The organism is Streptomyces sp. BK022, assembly GCF_004217355.1.
GTDB lineage: Bacteria > Actinomycetota > Actinomycetes > Streptomycetales > Streptomycetaceae > Streptomyces > Streptomyces griseoluteus.
Genome location: NZ_SHKU01000008.1, coordinates 401,181 through 421,037, shown reverse-complemented (window position 1 = coordinate 421,037; position 19,857 = coordinate 401,181). Strand labels below are relative to the sequence as shown.

At 74.7% G+C, this 19,857-nt stretch carries 14 protein-coding genes; 7 read left to right on the top strand and 7 right to left on the bottom strand.

What is annotated here, in order from left to right:
- Positions 1-5: 5 nt before the first annotated feature.
- On the bottom strand, positions 6-440 hold the full coding sequence (locus tag EV284_RS31000; RefSeq protein ID WP_030810398.1) for a roadblock/LC7 domain-containing protein: 435 nt from the start codon (positions 438-440) through the stop codon (positions 6-8).
- Positions 437-3,136, bottom strand: coding sequence for a nitrate- and nitrite sensing domain-containing protein (locus EV284_RS30995; RefSeq protein ID WP_130340011.1), 2,700 nt, complete (start codon positions 3,134-3,136; stop codon positions 437-439). The genes EV284_RS31000 and EV284_RS30995 overlap by 4 nt, the downstream gene beginning before the upstream one ends.
- Before the next feature lie 417 nt (positions 3,137-3,553).
- On the opposite strand from EV284_RS30995, the gene EV284_RS30990 reads away from it, so the two are divergent.
- Both EV284_RS30990 and EV284_RS30985 read left to right on the top strand, forming a co-directional pair.
- Entirely contained in the window at positions 3,554-4,084 is a 531-nt protein-coding gene (locus EV284_RS30990; protein WP_130340009.1) for a hypothetical protein, read from the top strand.
- Between the two features lie 244 nt (positions 4,085-4,328).
- Entirely contained in the window at positions 4,329-5,891 is a 1,563-nt protein-coding gene (locus tag EV284_RS30985; protein WP_130340007.1) for an APC family permease, read from the top strand.
- On the opposite strand, the gene EV284_RS30980 is transcribed toward EV284_RS30985, so the two are convergent.
- From EV284_RS30980 to EV284_RS30965, 4 genes are all read right to left on the bottom strand, one after another.
- On the bottom strand, positions 5,883-10,532 hold the full coding sequence (locus tag EV284_RS30980) for a hypothetical protein (protein ID WP_130340005.1): 4,650 nt from the start codon (positions 10,530-10,532) through the stop codon (positions 5,883-5,885). The two genes, EV284_RS30985 and EV284_RS30980, sit on opposite strands and share 9 nt — an antisense overlap.
- Positions 10,533-10,571: 39 nt before the next feature.
- Positions 10,572-11,444, bottom strand: coding sequence for a hypothetical protein (locus EV284_RS30975; protein WP_130340003.1), 873 nt, complete (start codon positions 11,442-11,444; stop codon positions 10,572-10,574).
- Between the two features lie 94 nt (positions 11,445-11,538).
- Positions 11,539-13,068 (bottom strand): hypothetical protein, encoded by a 1,530-nt coding sequence (locus EV284_RS30970; protein WP_130340001.1) that lies wholly within the window; start codon positions 13,066-13,068, stop codon positions 11,539-11,541.
- Between the two features lie 95 nt (positions 13,069-13,163).
- Positions 13,164-13,856 carry a GntR family transcriptional regulator gene (locus EV284_RS30965; protein WP_130339999.1) on the bottom strand — a complete coding sequence of 231 codons (693 nt, stop codon included), beginning with the start codon at positions 13,854-13,856 and terminating at the stop codon, positions 13,164-13,166.
- A 130-nt stretch (positions 13,857-13,986) separates the two neighbouring features.
- Here EV284_RS30965 and EV284_RS30960 point away from each other — a divergent pair, with 130 nt between their 5' ends.
- The 5 genes from EV284_RS30960 to EV284_RS30940 are packed head-to-tail and all read left to right on the top strand — an operon-like array spanning position 13,987 to position 18,401.
- Positions 13,987-15,291, top strand: a complete 1,305-nt coding sequence (locus EV284_RS30960) for an MFS transporter (RefSeq protein WP_130339997.1) — start codon at positions 13,987-13,989, stop codon at positions 15,289-15,291.
- Positions 15,288-16,127: a putative hydro-lyase gene (locus tag EV284_RS30955; RefSeq protein ID WP_130339995.1), complete on the top strand. Its 840-nt coding sequence runs from the start codon at positions 15,288-15,290 to the stop codon at positions 16,125-16,127. The genes EV284_RS30960 and EV284_RS30955 overlap by 4 nt, the downstream gene beginning before the upstream one ends.
- A 29-nt stretch (positions 16,128-16,156) precedes the next feature.
- Positions 16,157-16,924: a 5-oxoprolinase subunit PxpA gene (locus EV284_RS30950; RefSeq protein WP_130339993.1), complete on the top strand. Its 768-nt coding sequence runs from the start codon at positions 16,157-16,159 to the stop codon at positions 16,922-16,924.
- Entirely contained in the window at positions 16,921-17,538 is a 618-nt protein-coding gene (pxpB, locus tag EV284_RS30945) for a 5-oxoprolinase subunit PxpB (protein ID WP_130339991.1), read from the top strand. Before EV284_RS30950 ends, pxpB begins: the two co-directional genes overlap by 4 nt.
- On the top strand, positions 17,535-18,401 hold the full coding sequence (locus EV284_RS30940) for a biotin-dependent carboxyltransferase family protein (RefSeq protein ID WP_130339989.1): 867 nt from the start codon (positions 17,535-17,537) through the stop codon (positions 18,399-18,401). Before pxpB ends, EV284_RS30940 begins: the two co-directional genes overlap by 4 nt.
- Before the next feature lie 34 nt (positions 18,402-18,435).
- Here the strand turns inward: EV284_RS30940 and EV284_RS30935 are convergent, their stop codons facing one another.
- Positions 18,436-19,854: a HEAT repeat domain-containing protein gene (locus EV284_RS30935; protein WP_130339987.1), complete on the bottom strand. Its 1,419-nt coding sequence runs from the start codon at positions 19,852-19,854 to the stop codon at positions 18,436-18,438.
- Between the last annotated feature and the right edge of the window lie 3 nt (positions 19,855-19,857).

Genomic DNA, 19,857 nt, shown 5'->3' with positions numbered 1-19,857 from the left:
TCCGACTACCCGCCCACGGGCGGCTCGCTGCGCGGGGCACTGCCCAGATGGACGCCGACCCGCTTGACCAGCAGCGTCATCTCGTAGGCGACCTGGCCGACGTCCGAGTCCGCGTCGGAGAACACGGCGAGGCAGCTTCCGTCGCCGGCCGCGGTGACGAAGAGGAAGGCGTCGTCCAGCTCGACCACGGTCTGCCGGACGTTGCCCGCCTCGAAGTGACGGCCCACGCCCTTGGCGAGGCTGTGGAAGCCGGACGCCACGGCGGCCAGGTGCTCGCTGTCCTCCCTGGTCAGATCGGTGGACACGCCCATGGCAAGGCCGTCGCCGGACAGGACGACGGCCTTGCGGATGCTGGCGACCCGGTCGACCAGGTCGTCGAGGAGCCAGTTCAGCTCCTTCTTCTTGCTGTCCGTGTGGCCGGTCGCGTTCGGTGCGGTCATCGACCGTCTCCCTCAGTCGTTCCTGGTGCTGTGCCGCTGTGGGCTCGGTCGCCCTCAGCGTTCTCCTCGCGGCCTCGCTCCCAGCCGCGCTGGAGCGACGCCATCCGCGAGCGGACCTCGTCGGCGTCGCGTACGGCGGGCTCGAAGGTGTTCTCGGGGCGCCGGTCGGGCTCGCGCCTGAGCTGCGGCGCCAGGTTGGCCTGGCGTACGCGCCTGGGCAGCGGGGCGGTGCTGTCGGGCGCCGGGCCGGCGGGGGCGGCGGGCCCGTGGGCGGCCGCCGCGCTGATCGGGTCGGGGGTGTCCGGGCCGGTCCGGGTCCGTCGCGGCAGCTCCGGGGGCGGCGCGTCGGCGTCCGCCGACGGGGTCTCGGGCCGTTCGGCGGTGGCGGTCCGGGCGGTCCTGGGCGTGGGGCGCCTGCCGGAGTCGCCCCGGCGGCGGGTGGGCAGCGGGGGCGGGCCGTCGGGCTCGGCGCCGAAGGGTTCGGCACGTGAGGTGACGGGTTCGCCGTGCGAGCTGACCAGCTTGGGCGGCTCCCGCCGGGGCGGCGGGACGAGCGCGGCCGGGTCGTGGAGGTCGGCGGGGGCGAGGCTGCGGGCACGGAAGATGCCGCCGAGTTCGCCGTCGTCGTCCGCCAGCACGCTCGGGAATTCCCCGGCGGGCGCGTCGAGGGCGGGGCGGTCCACCGTGGCGCCCAGGCCGGCCGGCTCGTCGCGTTCCACGGGCCGGGCGGTCCCGCGTTCCCTGGTCCGCTGGGTCTCCTTGGACAGGTCGCCGAGCCGGATGCCGATGCCGTTGGTGTCGGGGGCATCGTCGGTCAGCAGCGCGTCGGGGATGAGGACGACGGCGGTGGTGCCGCCGTAGGGAGAGGGCTGGAGGGAGACGCGTACGTGCTGGCGGCGGGCGAGGCGGCTGACCACGAACAGGCCGAGCCGGTCGGTGTCGGACAGCTCGAACTCAGGGGTCTCCGCGAGCCGCAGATTGGCGTCGAGCAGCGCCTCGGCGGTCATGCCGAGACCGCGGTCGTGGATCTCCAGCGCGAAGCCGTTGGCGACCCGCTCGCCCACCACGTGCACATGGGTGTGCGGGGGCGAGAACAGCGTGGCGTTCTCCAGCAGTTCGGCCACGAGGTGGGTGAGGTCGGAGACGGCGGGGCCCACGACGGCGACGCGGGGCAGCCGGCGCACCTCCACCCGCTCGTAGTCCTCCACCTCGGCGACGGCGGCGCGGACGACGTCCATCAGCCGTACCGGGCGGCGCCACTGGCGGGAGGGGGCGGCGCCGGAGAGGATCACCAGGCCCTCGGCGTGGCGGCGCATACGGGTGGTGAGGTGGTCCAGCCGGAAGAGGTCGGCGAGTTCGTCGGTGTCCTCGGTGCGGCGCTCCATGGTGTCCAGCAGGGTGAGCTGCTTGTGCAGGAGCACCTGGCTGCGGCGGGCGAGGTTGACGAACACCTCGGAGACCCCGGCGCGCAGCTCGGACTGCTTCACGGCGGCTTCCACGGCGGCCCGCTGGAGGGTGTTGAGGGCGCGGCCGACCTCGCCGATCTCGTTCTGGTCGTACTCGGGCCGGGGCACCTCGCTCTCCACGTCGACCGGTTCGCCCGCGGAGAGGCGGCGCATGACGTGGGGCAGCCGGACGGCGGACGCCTCGTGGGCCTCCGTCCGCAGCCGCTTGAGGTCGCGGATGAGGCGGCGGCCGACGCGCACGGACAGCACGAGGGAGACCAGGAGGGCCGCGAGGCCGAGGACGCCGGCGACGGCGGCCTGGGCGATGACGCCGTAGGTGACGGGCCGTACCCGGTCGCGGAAGCGGTGGCCGGCCTGGTCGTCCATGGTGCCGAGGTCTTCGAGGACGCCTCCGGCGACGGCGTGCCAGCTCGCGGTGGTGACACCGCGCGGGATGCCGGCGCCGGTGGCGATGACCTCGCGCTCGGCCGCCCGCAGGGGTGCGGTGGTGGCGTTGCGCCAGTAGCTCTCGTAGCGGCCGCGTTCCGGGGCGGGCAGCAGGGGGAGGCTGACATCGTAGAGGAGGGTGCGCTGGGCGACGAGGTCGGAGACCTCGCGGGCCTCCTCGCGGGAGAGGCTGCCGACCACCAGGGCGGAGCCGAGGAGGGCGTCCTCGCGGGAGAGGAGTTCGCGGGCGCGGCCGGTGTTGACGAGTGCCCCGGCCTGCTTGTCCATCTCGACGTCGTCGACGCCGTCGACCGCGGCGACCAGGGCGTAGCAGGGGTCGACCAGGCGGTTGTAGAGGTCGAGGGCGCCGGCGCGGGTGACGGTGCGTTCCTCGACGCTGCGGCGCAGGGACTCCAGGCCGCCGAGGGCGTCGAGCGCGGTGGTGAGGCGTTCGCCGTCCTCGCCGCGCAGCGCGTCGCGGGTCTCGGGGTTGCGGGCGTTGGCGCGGAGGGTGGCCAGTGCGCGGTCGGTGGCGGTGCGGGAGCGGTGCAGTTCGGCGAGGGCGTCGGCGGCGCGCGGGTCGGCGAGGTAGACGAGGCTCTGCCGGCGCTCGTGCTGGAGGTCGCGGACGGTGTCCTCGGTGGGGTGGCCGATGTCCTTCACGGCGCGTGAGACGCGCAGCGACCGGGCGACCTCACTTCCCGTCAGCACGGTGGCGAACGCCCAGACCACGGTCAGGGCCACCAGCGGCACGAGAAGCAGCGCCACGATCTTCCGGCGGATCGACTTCCCGCGAAACCGCATGGCCTCCCCCAGCTCGACCCCATCACCCGGGGGACGTGTGTCCGACTTGGAACGGCGTGAGCCTACTACCGCCCCACAGGTGTCTCGAAGGCGCGTCTGATGACTGAACTTCCTTATGGCAGGCGGTAGATGGCGAGTTGTCCGGGCATTGGGGGAGATTGCGGCCGTGCCGGGAGGGGCCCAGGGGAAGCGGGCCGAAACAGTACGGACACCGGTTGGCTGGAAATTTTCACAAGTCGGGAATCTTCGAGACGCCTCGTTCGTCGTTCACCTGGGGATACGGGGAGGGAACCGGCCACATCGGCCGCGTCCTTCGACCCGGCCGCGTAAAACAGCGCAAGCCGGGCAGCCACTGGGGAGTCGGGGCCTTCGGGTTCCGGGGCGAGCGGTCTGCCGGCGGTGGGGAGTGACACGGTGATGGGCACGGCTGAGCGGCGCGATGCGCCCGAGGTGGGCGTGGCGGAGCGCCCGGCACGGATTCCGGGCCGGAGGGGTCTGGAGCGCGGGATACCGGCGCACACGCCGGATGGTGTGAGAGCCGGACGGCAGCAGGCCGCGTACCGGCCGCTGTGGGTGGAGGAGCCCGCGAAGCGGCGCCGGATGGCGGACCCGGTGCGTACGGCGGCGGTGCGGGCGGTGCTCATCATCGCGGTGACGCTGATCCAGGCGATGGTGGCGTTCCTGTGCACGCTGGCCGGGTCCTGGGCGGCGTTCCCGATGGTGATCAGCAGCGTGGCGAGCACGGTGGTGGCCACCTGGGCGGTGGTCGACGTCTGGGTTACCCGTCAGGTGTGGAACCAGCGGTACGGAGTGGTCTCCGAGCCCAGCAGCACCGCGCGGCAGCTCCGCCGGGAGCGGCGGGCGGCGCGGCGCCGCGAGCGCACCGCGCGGCGGGACCAGGAACGGATAGCCAGGCGGGCCGGGGCGAAGCGGCTGTCCCACCCCTGAGGTCGCGGGCGAACCGCGCGGGCTCACGTCGTGGCGCTCTCCGCGGCCCGGCCGGGTCGCGCGCCGGGCGCGGAGCTCGCCGCGCCCGGCCACCGAGCGGGAACCGCGCCACGAGATGCCGGGCGCCACATCGGGGCGTTGCGTGGATGGCTGCGGGAGAAGCCGGGCGAACAGGCTCCGTGAGGGCCGAAGCGGGGTAGGACACGGCCACCCCCGTTTCCCTCTGCCCCCAGGAGTCACACCGATGACCAAGGCAGCACCGCCGTCAGATACGCCCGGGCACGACGACAGCGAACTCGCGGAGTTCGGGTACCGGCCCGAACTGAAGCGCACGCTGGGCAACTTCCACACCTTCGCCGCCGGGATCAGCTACATCTCGATCCTGACCGGCACCTTCCAGCTGTTCTACTTCGGCTACGGCAGCGGCGGTCCCGCCTACTGGTGGTCGTGGCCGATGGTGTTCGTCGGCCAGTTCGCGGTGGCCCTGTGCTTCGCGGAGCTGGCGGCCCGGCATCCGGTGGCGGGCTCGGTCTACAACTGGTCCAAGCGGCTCGGCAATCCGCACCTCGGCTGGCTCGCCGGATGGATGATGCTGATCGCGTCCATCGTGTCGATCGCGGCGGTGGCGCTCGCCTACCAGCTCACGCTGCCGCAGATATCGTCCGCCTTCCAGTTCGTCGGCGACGGCACCGGCACCTACGACGTGGCGGCCAACGCGGTGGTCCTGGCCTCCGTGCTGATCCTGTTCACCACGCTGGTGAACGCCTTCGGGGTGAAGCTGATGGCCCGGATCAACACCGCGGGGGTGTTCGTCGAGCTGGTCGCCAGTGTGGTGCTCATCGTCATGCTGGCCGTCCACATCACCCGTGGCCCGCAGGTCGTGCTGGAGACCAACGGCACCGGCGCGGGCCACGGCGCCGGTTATCTCGGCGCGTTCCTCGTGGCCTCGCTGGCGTCGGCGTACGTGATGTACGGCTTCGACACCGCCGCCTCGCTCGGGGAGGAGTCGCTGAACCCGTCCCGCAACGCGCCCCGCGCCATCCTGCGGGCGATCATCGCCTCCTTCGTGCTGGGCGGCCTGGTGCTGCTGCTCGCGCTGATGAGCGTCTCCAGCCTGAAGGGCGACAAGCTGTCCACGGACGGGCTCCAGTACGTGGTGCTGGACGTGCTCGGGCCGACAGCCGGCAAGGGGATGCTGTGGTGCGTGCTGATCGCGGTCACGGTGTGCGCGCTGTCCGTGCACACGGCGGCGATCCGGCTGGCGTTCGCCATGGCGCGGGACAACAACCTGCCCGCGTCCTCGGTGCTGGCCCGGGTGAGTCCGCGGTTCCGGACGCCGGTGGTGCCGGCCGTGGTGATCGGGGTGCTGGCGCTGGCGATCCTGGTGGTGAACATCCGTCAGCCGCAGATCTTCACCGTGGTCACCAGCATCGGCATCATCATGATCTACCTGGCCTACCTGGGCGTGACCGCGCCGATGCTCGTGGCACGGCTGCGCGGCCGGTGGACCCCGGCCGGGGAGGGGCGGTTCTCGCTCGGCCGCTGGGGACTGGCCGTCAACGTGCTCGCGGTGCTGTGGGGCGCGGGGATGACCCTCAACCTGATCTGGCCACGCCCGGCGGTGTACAACGCGAGCGCGCCCTACCACTGGTATCTCCGGTGGGGCGCCGTGCTGTTCGTCGCGGTGATCGCGGGCGGCGGCTTCGCGTACTACTGGTTCGTCCAGCGGCACCGGACGGGGGTACTGGCGGAGCACCGGCTGGAGGTCTCCACCGAGACCTCCGAGCCGGCGCCCGCGTCAGACTGAGGGCACTTCCGCCGGCGGCCGCTTGTACATCCGGGTCGCGGTGATCTCGCTGCGTACGCCGTCCCCGTCCTGGCGCTGCTGCGGCAGGCCCGGCCGGAGGTGCTCCTCCACGCTGATGTACTTCAGCCCGGCCCGGAGGTCGGCGTCGTTGCGCAGCCGGATGACCAGCGGGAACTCGGCCAGCGCGGTGGTGTCGAACAGGCCGGTGGTGTACAGCAGCTGGACGCCCAGCGCGTCGGACACGGCGCGCTGCAGCTCCAGCAGGTAGGTCGCGTTGGCGCGGCCGATGGGGTTGTCCAGGAACAGCGTTCCGGCGTGCCGGTGCCTGTCGCGGCCCCGGTCGTTGGAGCGCAGGGCGGCCATCGTGCAGTAGAGCGCGATGGCCGCGGTGAGCAACTGGCCGCCGGAGAACACGTCGCCCATCTGGCCGACGGGGACCCGCTCGGCGCGCAGGACCGCGTCCGGCTTGAGGATCTCCACCGCGACACCCTTGGGTTGGAGCGCGGCCGCGACCCCGCGCAGCAGCAGGGACATGCCGTCCCGGCGCAGGTCGGAGTTCTTCTTCACGGCGGCCCTGGTGGCCTCGTCGACGACCTCGCCGAGCCGCTCGGTGAGGGTGGCCTGGTCGGGCTCCTCGAAGCGGATGCGGAGGAACTCCTGCCCGGACCACTCGCCGAGCCCCTCGGGCAGCCGGGAGAGCCGCTGGGCGGAGCGGAGGGTGGCGAGGGAGGACTCCACCAGGCCCCGGAGCCGGTCCACGATCGAGTCGCGGTTGCGCTCCAGCTGGGCCAGCTCGTCGGTGAGGACGCGCAGCCGGGGTGCGAAGGCGTCGGCCCACTTCCGGGCGTGCTCGGGCAGCGCGGCGGCGGGCAGTTCGCGGATCTGCTGCCGGGCCGGGGTGCGGACCTGCTCGTAGCGGGTGGAGTTGGCGTGCCGGACCAGGATGTCGCTCGCCTCGCGGACGGCGGTGTCGGCGGCCGAGAGGTCGGCGGCACAGCCGCGCAGCGAGCGGCGGGCCTCGGCGGCGGACTGCCGGGCCTCCTCCAGGGTGCCGGGGTAGGGCTCGGGGTCCTCCCGCTCGTCCTCGGCGGCCGGTTCGCGCAGCAGGTCGCGGAGCATCGCCGCGATCTCGTCGAAGCCGCCCGCGCCGTCCTCGGCGGTGCGGTGCGCCTGCTGGAGTTCGGCGTGCGCGGCGCGGGCCTCGGCCAACGCCTCGGTGTGGGTGGCGAGTTCGGCGGTGGCGGTGCGCAGCAGGGCTTGCGCGTGCTCGGCGTCGCGCGGCCGGCGGTCCTCGGGCAGCTCGGTGTGGGCGTCGCCGTCCTCGGGGGCGTGCCGCTCGGCCTCGCCGCGGAGCCGGCCGAGCTGTTCGCTCGCCGTGGACATGCGGGTCTCCAGCAGTTGCACCAGTTCCTCGGCGCGGGCTGCGGCCGCCTGCCGGGAGGGGCCGTCGGACCCGTCGGGCGACTGAAGGAGCTGTTCGGCGCGGGTACGGACCTTGTTGCTGAGCCGGTCCAGGTCGGCGCGGGCGGCGCTCTCGTCGCTCTCCGCGCGGGCCTGTTCGGCGCGCAGGTCGGCGCCGACGCCGACCTTCTCGTACACCTGCGACGCGGCCCGGTACGCCTCCCGCAGCGCGGGCAGGGACGCCTTCGGGGCGCCGTCCTCCGCTTCGGGCACGTCGTCGGGGGCGCCCGCGATCTCGGCGCGCTCGGCGCGCAGGGCGCGGGCGGTGCGGCGGGCGTCGTCGGCGCCGCGCTGGGTGGCGCGCCGGTCCTCGTCGGCGGCGCGGGCGCGTTCCAGGAAGGACTGGGTACGGGCCTCGGACTCGGCGGCGTCGTCGGCCAGTTCGCGGAGCTTGACCTGCCAGGTGGCGCGTTCGCGCAGCCGGTGGGCGAGACCGGCGAGGGCGTCCGCGACGCGGCTGGCGCGCTGGGCGGCCTGCTGGCGTTCGTCGCGCTGCAAGGTGGCCTCGGCGGCGGTCTCCTCGGCCTCCGCGCGGGCGGTGCGGGCCTCGGTGAGTTCGGCCTCGGCCTCGTCGGCGAAGGCGCGGGCCTCCTCGGCGGCGGCCGCGAGTTCGACGATCCGGCCGGCCGGGCAGCCGGTGCGCCAGGAGGCGAGCCGGGCGGCGAGTTCGCGGTCCTTGCCGAGGCGGGCGGCGAGCGCGCGGATCTCGTCGTCGCGCTCGGTGGCCCGCGCGCGCAGGGCCTGGCGTTCCTCGTCGGCGGCGTGCTCGTCGTGCATGGCCGGGTTCGGCGGCACCAGGAAGACGTCGGTGGGCCGCGCCTCGGCGGCGGGGGCCGGGGCGAGGAGGGCGGCGGCGGTGCCGACGGCGACGGCGGAGCGGGGCAGCAGGGCCGCCTCTCCCAGGGCCTCGCGGGCGCGGGCGTGGGTGTCCGGGTCGGTGATGATCACACCGTCGACCAGCTCGGGGCGGGTGGCGAGGACGCGCGCGTGGTCGGCGGGGTCGACGGCCTGGGCGAGGTAGCGCCAGCCGGGCAGCGCCGGGATGCCGTGCTCGCCGAGGTACTCCACGGTGGCGAGCACGTCGGGGCCGGGCGGCAGCAGGCCGCCGTCGCCGAGCGCGGAGAGGATGCGGGTGTCGTCGGCGGCGGCGGTGCGCAGCTCGAACAGGGTGCGCTCGGCGGCGGACACCGCGTCGTCCAGAAGGCCGCGCAGCTCGTCGGCGAAGCGGTCCAGCTCCTCGGCGGTGAGCGGCCCCCCGTCGGCGCCGTCGCGCACGGGCTCCGGGGCGTCGGAGCCGTCGCGCGGGGCCGGGATGGCGGAGCGGGCGGCGCCGGCGGCGGGCAGACCGAGCAGCTCCGTGAGGCGTTCCTCGGCGGCCAGGGCCTCCGCGAGCCGGCGCTCGGCCGCGTGGGCGCGCTCGGCGGCGGTGGCCGCGTCGGCCGCGCGGGCGGCGGTGAGTTCGGCGCGGGCCTCGGCGGCGGCCGTCTCACGGGCGTGCTCGACGGCCGCGCGGGCCGCCTCGCGGGCCGCGTCCCAGGCGGCGACGGCCGTCTTCTCGGCGTCGCTCGCGGCGAGTGCGGCCCGCGCGGGGTCGGCGTCGGGGGCGGTGTCGTCCAGCCAGCCCGCGCGGACCGCCTCGGCCGTCTCCTGCTCGACCTCGGTGAGGCGCTGGCGCAGGTGCCCGATCTCGCTGCGGGCCCGCTGGGCGTCGGTCGCGGCGGAGGTGGAGTCGCGGTACGCGGCGTCGCTGACCTCCTGGAGGGCGGCGGAGCGCTCCTCCTCCTCGTTGGCGAGCGCCTCGGCGTTCCCGGCGGCGGCGTGCAGGGCGCGGACGAGGTCGACGGCGGCCCTGGCGCGGGCGGCGAGCGCGGGCGCGGCGTCCCGCTCGGCCTCCTGGATGGCGGCGGAGACACGGGCGACCCGGTCGGCGGCGGCGCGGTGGCGCAGCACGACCTCGGCGGCCTGCCAGGCGGCGTGCAGGGTACGGGCGTCGGCCAGCTCGCGCTTCTGCGCGGCGGCGGCCTTCTCCGCGGCGGCAAAGGCCAAGGAGGCGTGCCGGTAGGCGAGTTCGGCCGCGATCAGCGAGCTGCGCCCGCGGGCGCCCTCGGCGTGGGTCACGGTGTCGGCGGCGGCCGTGACCTGCTGGGCGAGGTCGGTGGCGCGGACCCGCTCGCGCACGGCCCGCGCGGAGAGCCGGCGGGCCAGGGTGCGGGTGCGGCGCTCGGCACCGGTGTGCACGTCGCGCGCGCGGGCGCGGGCCTCGGCCGCCTCCACGATCCGGCCGAGCAGGTCGACCGAGCCGGCGGTGAAGTCCCGCTCCGCGATGAGTTCGGCGCGCCGGCCCAGCTTGTCGCCGAAGCCGCCGACGAGGTCGGCCAGCCCGTCGGTGTCGCGGGTGTCGGTGACGGCGCGCAGCAGCAGGTCGGTGAAGTCGGAGTCCTTCTTGACCGCGAAGAGGCCGGCCGCCTCGCCCTCGTCGGCGTTCATCTCCCGCTGGTAACGGAAGAGTTCGGGGTCCAGGCCGAGGTCGCCGAGGTGCTCGGTCCAGCGCTCGTGGATCTCCTCCCAGTGCGCCTCCAGGTGCGGGTAGTTCTTGCCCGCCTCGGTGAGGGCGTCCCGGAAGCCCTTCATGGTGCGCCGGCGCCCCTGCGCCCCGGAGGCGCCCTCCACCAGCGGCCGTACGGCGGTGGACTCCGCGACCGGCAGGCTGTCCAGGCTCAGACCCGGGCCGGGCCGGAACGAGTACCAGGCTTCGGCGAACTTGCGCGGGTCGCCCGAGACCTGACGGCCGCGCCACTCGCTGACCTTGCCGACGACCACGCACTCGCCGGTCTGCACGTGCTGCCACTCCAGCGCGACGTGCCCGCAGTCGTCGGCGAGCAGGAACTTGCGCAGCACGCCGGAGCTGGCGCCGCCCAGGGTGTTGCGGTGGCCGGGCAGCATCACCGAGAAGATCAGCTTGAGCAGGACGGACTTGCCGCCGCCGTTCTCCAGGAAGAGCACACCGGCGGGCGCGGGGCGGCGCGGCGGGCCGACCGGCTCCTCCTCGAAGAACTCCGCCTGCGTGGGCGCCGGGTCGGGCACGGGGGCACCCACGCCGCGCAGGTCGAGCACGGTGTCGGCGTAGCGCGCGCCGGCGGGCCCGATGGAGTAGAGGCGGACGCGGGACAGCTCGTACATGGCGGACTCTCGTGAGGTCTTCGAAAAGGTGCGGGCGGGTCAGGAGTGGAAGGGCAGTCCGGCGTCGGCCACCAGGTCCAGGTCGTCGGTGTCCTCGGCGGGCAGCAGGGTGGCGGTGCCGCCGGTCTCGGTCACCACGCCCAGCTCCAGCAGTTCGCTGAGCGCCGCGCCGCCCGCCATGTCCCGCACCTGCAACTGGTAGCGAGCGGTGGTGCGGTAGGTGCCGCCGTGGTCGTCACCGGTGCGCTGGAGGAACCCGGACTCGGTGAGGAAGCCGAGCGCCTTGGCGACGATGCCGGTGGTGGAGGCGGCCGGGCGCCGGGCGTCCTTGGTGGCGCCGGTGGCGCTGCGCCGGGCCCAGATCCGCCAGGCGGCCTCCAGACCGGGGGCGTCGGTCACCGGGTCGGTGTTCTCCCCGGACTGCTCGGCCCGCTCCTCCAGCCTGCGGCACGCCTGCCGTACGAAGGCGTCGACGCCGTTGACCGTGACGCGCCCGATGTACGAGTCGTCGGCCAGGTCCTCGGGCCGGGGGAAGGCCAGCGCGGCCACGGCCAGGTGGGCCAGGCCGTGCAGGAACCGGTCGGCGGAGTCGGCGGTGGTACGGCGGGCGTAGTCGCCCATCCGCACCGCGAACACCGAGTCCTCGGCGGCCGTCACGGCCATCCCGGCCCGTGGCGACACCTCCAGCACCACCAGCCCCAGCCCGGTCGCCACGGCATCGGCCAGCCGCGCGAACGCCCCGTCCTCCCGGTACCGCCGCAGCAGCTCGGTGTACTCCTGGTCCCGCGCGGGCTGAAGCTTCGGCTGCAGCCCGAACGCCACCAGCCGCGCCGCGTCGGCGGCGTCGGCGGGGGTGACGGCCGGCGGCGCCCCCGGCGCTTCGACGTCACTCCACTCGACGTGCTCGGTCACGACGCAAACTCCTTCACTCTGGAACGGGGGGCAACCACAGCCCACCCAGGGGCGCGGGGAACTGCGCGACCAGCCACGGCGAACGGAAAGCCACTCACCCGGCCACCGCCCGATCGCTGGCCATCCCCGCCGCGTCCAACAAAGCGGTCCCCACGATCAGATCCGCCCCACCGAAGTCGGGGTCATCCAACTCCGTACCGTCATCGACGGCGAACAACAGCTTCGCCTCTCCCTGGCGATAGGCGGTCCCCACAGCGGGACTGGCCGCATGAACAGCCATCAGCGCGACCAGATACGCCAACTCGAACCCCTCGGCAGCCCGAGCCTCCGCAAGCAGCCCCGACAACCTCCGAGGAGCGTCGGCCGGCAGATCCAGCAGAGCCCTGGCGGCAGCCACCTGCTGCTCCGAGAACCGGCTGTCGTCCGGGGTGGCGATCAGATCCGGCTCGGGCATCTCCGCGCCCAGATGCTCCCGCTCGACCGGCGGCGTCAGCAGGATGTCGACCAGATCCCCCACCCGTACCGACACCGGCGTACGCAATCCCACCCCGCTGCCGAAGAACGCGTCGGTGACCCGGATCGCCTGCTGGAGCGGCAACGGCAGGACGGGGGCGACCAGATGCCCGTACAGGTCCATGCCGGAGGTCCCCGTGGGCGTGGCGAACGCCTGCCGGTCCTGCTCCGCGCGGAACAGCGGTCCCGCCTCCAGCAGCCGGGACTGGAGCTGGGTGTGGCGGCGGATGCAGTCCTTGACGATGTCGACCAGCTCGGCCGCGCGCCGCTTGTGCTCCGGCTCCTCCGTCTCGTCGCGGGCCTTGCGGATGTTGGTGAGGATCGCGTTCTCGTGGCGGTAGCGGTCGGCCACGTGGTCCAGCGCCTCGGCGATCATGTCGGGCACGGAGTTGAGCCAGTCGACCGCGCGGACGTTGCGCCGGGTGGCGTCCAGGGCGCGGCGCAGGGTCTCGGAGTACTGCACGGTGCGGTAGCGGGCCTGCTCGGCGGCGAGCTGGGCGTCGGCCAGCCGGCCCCGGTTGATCAACACCTCCAGCTTGACCTCGGCGGCGATCTGGGCGCTGGTGACATCGGTGTCGAGGGCGCCGACGAGGACGTTGACGGCTTCGTCGGTGGTCCGCAGGTACACCGTGCCGCCGGGGCCCGGGACCTCTTCGACGAGCTTGAAGTCGTAGTCGCGGCGGACGTAGCTGCCGTCGGAGGCGAAGGTGCCGTACACCGCGCGGAAGCCGCGGTCGGCGCTGCCGACGTTGATCAGGTTCTCCAGCACCCAGCGGGCCACCCGCTCGTGCTCGGCGGTGGTGCGGTCAGGGGCCTGGGCGGCGATGCGCGGGACGAGCCGGGCGACGATCTGCTCGTGGTCGGCGCCGGTGTCGAAGTCCATGTTGAGCGTGACCAGGTCGATGGCGGCGAGCGCCACCTCGGCCATGCCGTACGTCGAGTACTCACCGGCCAGGTTGGCCTTGCGGGCGTCCAGGTCGTGCAGCGGGGCCGTGCAGGCGAGCGCGCGCAGCCGCCGCGCCAGCCCCTCGTCGGCGGCCGGGCCCGGTGCGGGGCGCGGCGCCGCGCTGAGCTGGGGCGGAACGCTGTCCGTCGGTGCAGGCGAAGTCACGGTGCACAGATTAGGTCCTCGGTCCGACAACCACCCAAACGGTGTGGAAGCGACGGCCGTCACAGCGGCGCGAGAGCCCCTGGCCGAAAGGCGTCTCACTGCTCGTCGACCCGGCGGCGGTAGACCTCCAGCACTCGTTCGAGGGAGTCCGCGAGATAGGTCGACAGCAGTTCCTCCGCTCCGGCCCGGTCGCCGGCGCGCAGGGCGTCGAGGATCTGGCGGTTGCGGGCGAGGTAGGGCTCGTGGAGGCGGCGCGGGTGGTCCACGTGGTGGAAGGCGAGCCGGAGTTCGGCGAAGACGCTGCGCATCAGCTCGTCGGTGCGGTCGCTTCGGGCCAGGGCGACCAGTTCGCGGTGGAAGTGGAAGTTGGCCGTCCCCAGCGATTTCCAGTCACTTTCCCGAGCGGCCGACTCGCCCTCGGCGACCGCCCCGGCGAGTTCGTCGAGGGCGTAGGGGGGTTCGCCGAGGCCGCGTACGACGGCGCGCTCGACCAAAGCGCGGGTGCGGTAGATGTCCTCCACGTCCGCGACGCTCGGCACCCGGACGAAGACGCCCCGGTTGAGTTCGTGCACCAGCAGCCGTTCATGGGTGAGCAGCCGGAACGCCTCGCGCAGGGTGTTGCGGGACACCCCGAGGGCGCCGCCGATGCTGTCCTCCGACAGCCGGGTGCCCGGCGGGAAATAGCCCTCGGCGATCCGGCTCCGGAGGATGTCGGAGACGCGTTCGGCTGTGCTGGTACGGCCCAGGAGGGCGCGGTCGTCGGCCAGTTGACCCCACTGCTCTGCCATGCCCGGAATTCAACCGCAGAGCGGGGGACGAGACAACGTACCCATTGAAGGATCGTTGAACGATCCTCTACGGTGCTCGGCACGGCTCAACGAACCGCACCCCCCTTCACGCTTCTGCGAGGTGCCGCCCATGAGCACGACTCCCCCGCCCCCGCTGACCGCCGTCCCAGACCGGACCGCCCACGAGGAAGGCCCCCTGGGCTGGTTCCGCGCCCTCGGCCCGCGCGGCCGGCGGGCCTTCGCCGGGGCCTTCGGGGGCTATGCCCTCGACTCCTACGACTACTTCACGCTGCCGCTGACCATGGTCGCGCTGGCCGCGTACTTCCACCTCGACAGTGGCCAGACCGGGCTGTTCACCACGGTCACGCTGGTGGTGTCCGCCGTCGGCGGGGCCCTGGCGGGCATGGTCGCGGACCGGGTCGGCCGCGTGCGGGCCCTGATGATCACCGTCGTCACCTACGCGGTGTTCACGGTCGCCTGCGGCTTCGCCCCCACCTACGAGACGCTGCTCCTCTTCCGCGCCCTGCAGGGCCTCGGTTTCGGCGGTGAGTGGGCGGTCGGGGCCATCCTGGTCGCCGAGTACGCGAGCGCGCGGCACCGGGGGCGCACCCTCGGCGTGGTGCAGAGTTCCTGGGCGGTCGGCTGGGGTCTGGCCGCGATCGTCTACACGCTGGTGTTCTCCTTCGTCGGCGAGGACCTGGCCTGGCGGGTGCTGTTCTGGACCGGCGCGCTCCCGGCCCTGCTGGTGGTGTGGCTGCGCCGCCGGGTGCACGACGCGCCGCAGGCCGCGGCGGCCCGGGAACACAGCCCGGGGCGCGGCTCGTTCACGGCCATCTTCCGGCCGGGCACGGCGAAGGAGCCGGGGCTGCTGCGTATCACCCTCTTCGCGAGCCTGCTCTCCACCGGCGTGCAGGGCGGCTACTACACCCTGGCCACCTGGGTGCCGACGTACCTGAAGACCGAGCGCGGCCTCTCCGTGGTCGGCACCGGCGGCTATCTCGCGCTGCTGATCTCCGGGGCCTTCCTCGGCTATCTCACCGGCGGCCTCCTCACCGACCGGCTGGGCCGGCGCCGCACCATCTGGCTGTTCGCCCTGCTGTCGGCGGTCTGTGTGCTGGCCTACGCGAACATCCCGCCCGGCGCGGGCACCCTGCTCCTGGTCCTGGGCTTTCCGCTCGGCTTCTGCATGTCGGCCATCTTCAGCGGCTTCGGCTCCTATCTGAGCGAGCTGTACCCGACACCGGTGCGCGGTACCGGACAGGGCTTCACCTACAACACCGGGCGCGCGGTGGGCGCGGTCTTCCCGACGCTGGTGGGCTTCCTGGCCGACAGCTGGGGCGTCGGCGGTGCCCTGGCGTTCGGCGCGGCGGGCTACGGGCTGGCGGCGCTGGCGCTGTTCGGGCTGCCGGAGACACGCGGACGGGAGCTGGCATGACCCGCCCCGGCCCGACCGGCGACCGTCCGGTGGCCCTGGCCGAGTCCGGCGCCCGCGACTGGAGCCCCCGCACCGCGCGGGCCCGCTTCCGGGCGGGCCTGACCGGTCCCACGGCGGGTGTCGCCGCGGGCCACACGCAGGCCAACCTGATCGCCGTGCCCGCCGACTGGGCCTACGACATGCTGCTGTTCTGCCAGCGCAACCCACGCCCCTGCCCGGTGCTGGACGTGACGGACGCGGGCGCGGTCACCACCGACCTCGCGCCCGGCGCCGACCTGCGCACCGACCTCCCGCGCTACCGCGTGTGGCGGGACGGCGAGCTGGTGGCCGAGCCGTCCGACGCGCGCGCGTACTGGCGGGACGACCTGGTGGCGTTCCTGCTGGGGTGCAGCTTCACCTTCGAGTGGGCGCTGGCCGGGGCGGGCGTGCCGATCCGCCACGTCGAGCAGGGCCGCAACGTGCCGATGTACGTGACCGACCGCCGGTGCCGTCCCGCGGGCCGGCTGCGCGGGCCGATGGTGGTGTCGATGCGTCCGGTGCCGCCGGAGCGTCTGCGGGCCGCGATCCGGGAGAGCGGGCTGCTCCCGGCCGTGCACGGCGGCCCGGTGCACTGCGGCGACCCGGCCGCCCTCGGCATAGCGGACCTGGCGCGGCCCGACTTCGGTGACCCGGTGGACTTGGCGCCCGACGACATCCCGGTGTTCTGGGCGTGCGGGGTGACCCCGCAGGCGGCGGTGACGGCGTCCCGGCCGCCGTTCGCCCTCACGCACGCGCCGGGGCAGATGTTCCTGACCGACGCGCGCGACGAGCAGTACCGCGTGGCCGGCGTCGACTGATCCGCGTGACCCGAGGAGGTTCGTACCCGATGACCGTGACCGGACCGGTCGATCTCAACGCCGACCTGGGCGAGGGCTTCGGCCGCTGGCAACTGACCGACGACGAGGGACTGCTGTCCGTCGTCACCAGCGCCAACGTGGCCTGCGGCTTCCACGCCGGGGACGCGGCAACCATGCGCCGGGTGTGTGAACTGGCCGCCGCGCGCGGGGTGGTGATCGGCGCCCAGGTCTCCTACCGCGACCTCGCCGGTTTCGGCCGGCGCGCGATGGACGTGCCGGCCGCCGAGCTGGCTGCCGAAGTCGCTTACCAGATCGGCGCGTTGGAGGTGTTCGCGCGGGCCGCCGGTGCCCGGGTGGCCTACGTCAAGCCGCACGGCGCGCTCTACAACCGCGTCGTACGGGACGTAGAGCAGGCCGGCGCGGTGGTCGAGGGGGTGCTCCTGGCCGGCGCGCGGCTGCCGGTGCTGGGACTGCCCGGCTCGCGCCTGCTGGAGGCGGCCGGGAAGGCGGGCCTCCGCGCGGTCCCGGAGGCGTTCGCGGACCGCGCCTACACCGACGAGGGCACCCTGGTGCCGCGCGACCGGGAGGGCGCCGTGGTCAGTGACCCGGAGGCGGTGGTGGACCGCTCGCTGGAACTCGCCCGCTCCGGCGAGGTGACCGCGCTCTCCGGCGCCCGCGTCCGGGTACGGGCCCGCTCTCTGTGCCTGCACGGCGACACCCCCGGCGCGGTCGGGCTGGCCCGGCGGGTCCGCACCCGGCTGGCGTCGGCGGGCGTGCCGGTGGAGGCGTTCGCGTGAGGGCGCTCCGGGTGGGCGCGCACGCCCTGCTGGTGGAGGTCGCCTCCGCCGAGCAGGCGCGCGCCCTGCACGCGGAGTTGCTGCGGCGGCGCGCGGCGGGCTCGCTGTCCGCCCGCGAGATCGTCCCGGCGGCCCGTACGGTGCTGCTGGACGGCGTGGACGACCCGGTACGCCGGGCCGCCGAACTGACCGCCGCCGGGCCGCCGTCCGCCCCCGAGGCCGCCTCCGCGCCGATCGAACTCCCGGTCCGCTACGACGGACCGGACCTCGCCGAGGTCGCATCCCACTGGGGCGTGTCCACGCGCGAGGTCGCCGAGATCCACGCGGGCACCGGGTTCACGGTGGCCTTCTGCGGCTTCGCCCCCGGCTTCGGCTACCTCACCGGCCTGCCGGAGCACCGGAAGGTCCCGCGCAGGGCCACCCCGCGTACGGCGGTCCCGGCCGGGTCGGTCGCGCTGGCCGGCCCCTACACCGGGGTCTACCCGCGTGCGTCGCCGGGCGGCTGGCAGTTGATCGGCCGTACGGACGCCGTGCTGTGGGACACCGCGCGGGAACCGGCCGCCCTGCTGGCACCGGGCACGCGGGTGCGCTTCGTCCCGGTGGGGGCGGCGTGACGGACCGTGCGCTGGTGGTGGTGCGGGCGGGCGCGCTGACGACGGTGCAGGACCGGGGGCGGCCCGGCCACGCCCACCTGGGCGTCCCCCGCTCCGGCGCCCTCGACCCGCCCGCCGCCGCGCTCGTCAACCGGCTGGTCGGCAACTCCCCGGACGCCGCGGTACTGGAGACGACGCTCGACGGCTGTGCCCTGCGGGCCCGTTCGGCGGTCACCGTCGCGGTGGGCGGGGCGCCCTGCCCGGTGCGGGTGGGCGGCCGCCCGGCGCCCTGGGGCGCACCGGTCCGGGTGCCCTCCGGCGAGGTGCTGGAGGTGGGGGCCGCGGTGGCGGGGGTGCGGTCCTACGTGGCGGTCGCGGGCGGGGTCGCGGTGGAGCCGGTGCTCGGCAGCCGGGCCACGGACCTGCTGTCGGGCCTGGGCCCACCACCGCTCGCCGACGGCACGGTGCTCCCGCTGGGCCCGCCGACGGCCGCGCCGGCCCGCCTGGACACCGCCCCGCAGCCGGCGCCGCCGGCCGAGCTGGTGCTCCGGGTGACGCTGGGGCCGCGCGAGGACTGGTTCACCCCGAGGGCCCTCGAAGACCTGACGACCCGTATGTACCGCGTCTCCCCGGCCGGCAACCGCATCGGGCTGCGCACGGAGGGGCCCGCGCTGGAGCGCGCCCGCTCGGACGAACTGCCCAGCGAGGCCATGGTGCTGGGGGCGGTCCAGGTCCCGCCGGACGGTCTGCCCCTGGTCTTCCTGGCCGACCATCCCACGACGGGCGGCTACCCCGTCCCGGCGGTGGTCCACCCGGCGGACCTGCCGGGCGCGGCCCAGGCGAGGCCGGGCACGCCCCTGCGCTTCGTACGCGTACGCCGCTGACGGGGCCGCCCTTGATCGGGCGGGCCCCGTCGGCTCACAGCGTCTGCGGGTCCTGTTCGAAGCGGCTGCGGACCGCCGTCTGGACCTCGTCCTCCTCGGCGGGGTCGGCGGCCAGGCGGCGCAGGCGTTCGACGACGCGGGCGTCGCCGGTCTCGGCGTGGCGGGCGGCCAGTTCGCGGGTGGTCTCCTCGCAGTCCCACAGGCACTCGACCGCGAACCCGGCGGCGAAGGAGGGGTCGGTGGCCGCGAGGGCCCGGGCCGCGCGGCCGCGCAGATGGGAGGAGGCCGTCTCCCGGTAGATGTGGCGCAGTACGGGCGCCGCGCAGGCGATGCCCAGGCGTCCGGCGCCGTCCACCAGGGTCCACAGGGTCGGCGCGTCGGGGCCTTCGCCCCGTACGGCCTCGCGCAGGGCGCCGAGGACGAGGTCGCTGTCCTTCGCGCCGCCCCGGCAGGCCAGCACGCGGCCGGCGGCGGCGCCGAGCACGTCGGGCCGCTGGGCCCAGCGGCGGGCGCGGTCGACGGCGGCCGGGGTCCGCATCCGCTCGAAGGCGTCGAGCGCGGCGTCCACCACGACACCGGCTCCGTCCGCGACGGCGGCCTCGACCAGGTCGAGTGTCTCGGGCGCCTCGCTGTCGGCGAGATAGCGCAGCGCGGTGCAGCGGGCGCCGTCGGTGCCGGACCGGGCGGCGGCCAGGATCTCCGGCCGGTCCTCGGGCGCGGCGACGGCGACCAGGCAGCGGGCGGCGGGGACATGGAGGGCGGCCCCGCGCTCCAGGCCCTGCTGGGCCCATGCGAAGACGGCGTCCACGCTCCAGCCGGGGCGGGGTCCGGTGGGCCGTAGCTGCCGCTGCCAGCGGTCGAAGCTGCCGGCCTCACTGGCGGCGCGCACACGGGCGGAGACGGACTCGCGCGGGTCGTCGGCCCACAGCCGCCAGGGCCGCGGCTCGAAGGCGTCGCGTACGACGGCGGCGAGTTCGGCCTCGCCGGCCGGGTCGGTTCCGAAGCGGGCCAGCACGGGGACGGCGAGGGCGCGCAGGCCCGCGTCGTCGTCACGCAGGGCCAGCTCGTCCAGCGCCCAGGCCCAGTTGGCGCCGTGGGCGGCGTACCGGCGCAGCAGGGCGAGCGCGTCGAGCCTGCCGTAGGAGGCGAGGTGGCCGAGGACGGCGAGGGCGAGCCCGGTGCGGGACTCGTCGGTGTCGAGGGCGTCCTCGGGGTCGAGGAGGTGGGCCTCGATGGCGTCCAGGCCGCCGTTGAGATCGAGATAGAGGCGGGCGTAGTAGAGGGAGCGGTTCTCCACCTGCCAGTCGTGGCGGGGGTCGTGGAGGACGCAGTGGTCGAGGGCCTGGAGCGCCTCGGCGCGGGGGGCGGTGAGCGCGTGCAGGGTGCCGTCGCCCCGGCCCCGCTGGAGCAGGCCGAGCAGGGTACCGCTGGGCGCTATGACCGGATCGAACATGGG